General features: G+C 56.1%; 2 protein-coding genes. One reads left to right on the forward strand and one right to left on the reverse strand.

The features are described 5' to 3' along the window. Positions 1 to 459: 459 nt before the first annotated feature. On the forward strand, positions 460 to 1,215 hold the full coding sequence (locus NWQ23_RS09755; protein ID WP_306166108.1) for a hypothetical protein: 756 nt from the start codon (positions 460 to 462) through the stop codon (positions 1,213 to 1,215). A 174-nt stretch (positions 1,216 to 1,389) separates the two neighbouring features. On the opposite strand, the gene uvrB is transcribed toward NWQ23_RS09755, so the two are convergent. Then, positions 1,390 to 3,336, reverse strand: a 1,947-nt coding sequence (uvrB, locus tag NWQ23_RS09760; protein WP_306166109.1) for an excinuclease ABC subunit UvrB, incomplete at its 5' end; no start/stop codon positions are given.

The following is a 3,336-nucleotide window of genomic DNA, read 5'->3' on the forward strand; positions in this document are numbered from 1 at the left end:
GACGGTGTATTCGGGCAATGAGGCGTCATAGGTGACGGTGATTTCGCCCTCTGCGGTCGTATTGGTCAGGGTGCAGATGGGGGACGCCGAAAACTCCCACGCAGCGGCGGGTGTGGCGAGGAGAACGAAGGCGAGAGCGGTGCGCATGAGGGTAAGGTAGGCGGTTTTGGCGCTTGGCAAGAGGAGGGCGCACGAATCGGGGGTTAACGCGTTATTTTGGGGGGTATGAGGCCGTACAGGACCCTTATGGAAGCGATACATAGGTTGTACGTACAGGGTACGGTGGATGCGGCGGGTTAAGGGGGGTGCGGTGGGGGTCAAGATCATCTGTTCTAGGTGTACGCGCTGCACCCATCTGAATTTGGACATAAGGATTTCCAGCATGAATGCGCTTGAAAGAATTCAGGCGGTTCGCCACAGAGGCAAGGCGCATTGTCGAAAAGTGTAAGTGGAGGGTGGATGGAACACGCTGAAATAGAGAAGCTGGTCCACAGTGACATCATTTTGTCATTGGACCTGACCATGTTCGACGAAATCGATATTGCAAATATTGTCCTGCAAAGATCCAGTGTCCTATACGATGTACCTTTTGCCGGTCGGATTATCCGGAGTTGGGTCAGAAAGGATCCGAAACCTCTTCAGAGGGTTGTGCAAGAGAAAGGCCATGACATCGTTCGTCGTGCCTTGGCGTTTGCATATCTCGAGTTCGAGAAATTGCAGCCCAAGCTTGTTGAATTTGACGTGAGATCTTTGGCCGATATTGGGTGTGGCTACGCGTTTATTGATCTTTTTCTTTGGCGCAGCTTTGACTGCAATCTGACGCTCATTGATATTGAAAGCAGTGAAACAAGAGGATTCGGCTTTGCTTCAGAAGGTGCTGGCTATTCAAACTTGGCCAAAGCGCAGGATTTTCTTTTAAAAAATGGCGTTCCGGAAGAAAAAATTGTGCTAATCAATCCCAAGCAAGACAACCTATTGGGTTCGCCTGATATTGACGTGGCGATAAGCTTGCTGAGTTGTGGCTTTCATTATCCGCTCTCGACTTACGGAAGCTATTTCTCGGAAAAACTAAAGCCGGGTGGCGGGGTTATCGTAGATATTCGAGAGCGGGATTCTGGATTACAGGCGGATGACATTGCTCACATCGGCGCCGTATTGCAGAAGTATTCTCATATGGAAGGTGTTAACCGAACCGTGATAAAGCGAATTTTGTGACTGCCAAAATCAGCGCCTGCGGAAATAATGGTTCGATAGAAGTGACCGTCCATCGGCCCAATCAAATATGGCGGGCTAATCCAAAGTTCGGTAAGGCTCACTCTTCAAAGCAGCCGTCGGTATTGAAGGCGCTGAGAAAGTCCGGCCTTGAGAATTTGGATGAATTTACGTCAATCATCTCTTCTTCCCCCCATACCTGCTCTTCCCCCCACGCATCCCCCCACGTCCACCCGTACTCCGCCCGGAAGCTTTCTGCGCGTCGTCCACCGCTCTATCGACCGCCTGTTGCCGTGCCAGCGGGTCGTCGGCGATGGTGAGTTCGACTGTCTCCAGCCGTTTGACCTCGTCCCGCAGCCTTGCGGCCTCTTCGAACTCGAGGTTCTCGGCGGCTTTGCGCATGTCGTGCCGCAACCCGTCCAGCACGGCAGCGAGGTTAGCCCCCGCCATCGGTTTGTCGACCTTGGCGGTGACGCGGTTCATGTCCACGTCGCCTTTGTAGAGGCCGGCCAGAATATCCTCGACGTTCTTTTTCACCGTCTGCGGGGTGATGCCGTGTTCTTCGTTATAGGCCAGTTGCTTGACCCGCCGCCGTTCGGTTTCTTTCATCGCCCGTTCCATCGAACCGGTGATCCTGTCGGCGTACATGATCACGCGCCCGTCGGCGTTGCGTGCGGCCCGCCCGATGGTCTGCACCAAAGAAGTCTCAGAGCGCAGGAAGCCTTCCTTGTCCGCATCCAAAATCGCCACCAGCCCGCATTCGGGGATGTCGAGCCCCTCGCGCAGCAGGTTGATCCCGATCAGCACGTCGAAGGCCCCCAACCGCAGGTCGCGCAGGATTTCGATCCGCTCGATGGTGTCGATGTCGGAGTGCATATAGCGGACGCGGATGCCCTGTTCGTGCATGTATTCGGTCAGGTCCTCGGCCATGCGTTTGGTCAGCGTCGTGACCAGCGTGCGGTAGCCCGCGAGGGCCACTTTGCGCACCTCGTCCAGAAGGTCGTCGACCTGCATGTCCACGGGCCGGATTTCGATTTGCGGGTCGATCAGGCCGGTAGGGCGGATGATCTGTTCGGTGAAAATGCCGCCTGTCTGTTCAAGCTCCCATGCCGCGGGGGTGGCCGAGACGAAAACGGATTGCGGGCGCATCGCGTCCCATTCTTCGAACTTGAGCGGCCTGTTGTCCATGCAGGAGGGCAGGCGGAACCCATGTTCGGCCAGTGTCATTTTGCGCCTGAAGTCGCCTTTGTACATGCCGCCGATTTGCGGGACGGATACGTGGGATTCATCGGCGAAAACGATGGCGTTGTCGGGGATGAATTCGAACAGCGTAGGTGGCGGTTCGCCCGGCGCGCGGCCTGTCAGATAGCGGGAATAGTTTTCGATGCCGTTGCACACGCCTGTCGCCTCGAGCATTTCGAGATCAAAATTGGTGCGCTGTTCCAGCCGCTGCGCTTCGAGCAGTTTGCCTTCGCCGACCAATTGGTCCAGCCGCATCCGCAGTTCTTTTTTGATCCCGATGATCGCCTGTTGCATCGTGGGTTTGGGCGTGACGTAGTGCGAATTGGCGTAGATGCGCACCTTGTCGAAACTGTCGGTTTTCTGGCCTGTCAGGGGGTCGAATTCCGTGATCGATTCCAGTTCTTCGCCAAAAAACGACAGTTTCCAGGCGCGGTCGTCAAGGTGGGCGGGCCAAATCTCTAGGCTGTCTCCGCGCACTCGGAAGGTGCCGCGCTGGAAAGCCTGATCGTTGCGCCGGTAGGCTTGGGCAATCAGATCGGCGATGATCTGGCGCTGATCGTAGGTTTTGCCTGCGTGAATGTCCTGGGTCATCGCGCCATAGGTTTCGACTGACCCGATCCCATAGATGCAGGACACGGACGCCACGATGATCACGTCGTCCCGTTCCAGCAGCGCCCGCGTGGCCGAGTGGCGCATCCGGTCGATCTGTTCGTTGATCTGGGATTCCTTCTCGATATAGGTGTCGGACCGCGCGACATAGGCTTCGGGCTGGTAGTAGTCGTAGTAGCTGACGAAATATTCGACGGCGTTGTCGGGGAAGAACCCTTTGAATTCGCCGTAAAGCTGGGCGGCGAGGGTTTTGTTCGGGGCAAGGATGATCGC

The sequence above is a fragment of the Yoonia sp. genome (assembly GCF_030731595.1).
Classification (GTDB): Bacteria; Pseudomonadota; Alphaproteobacteria; order Rhodobacterales; family Rhodobacteraceae; genus Yoonia.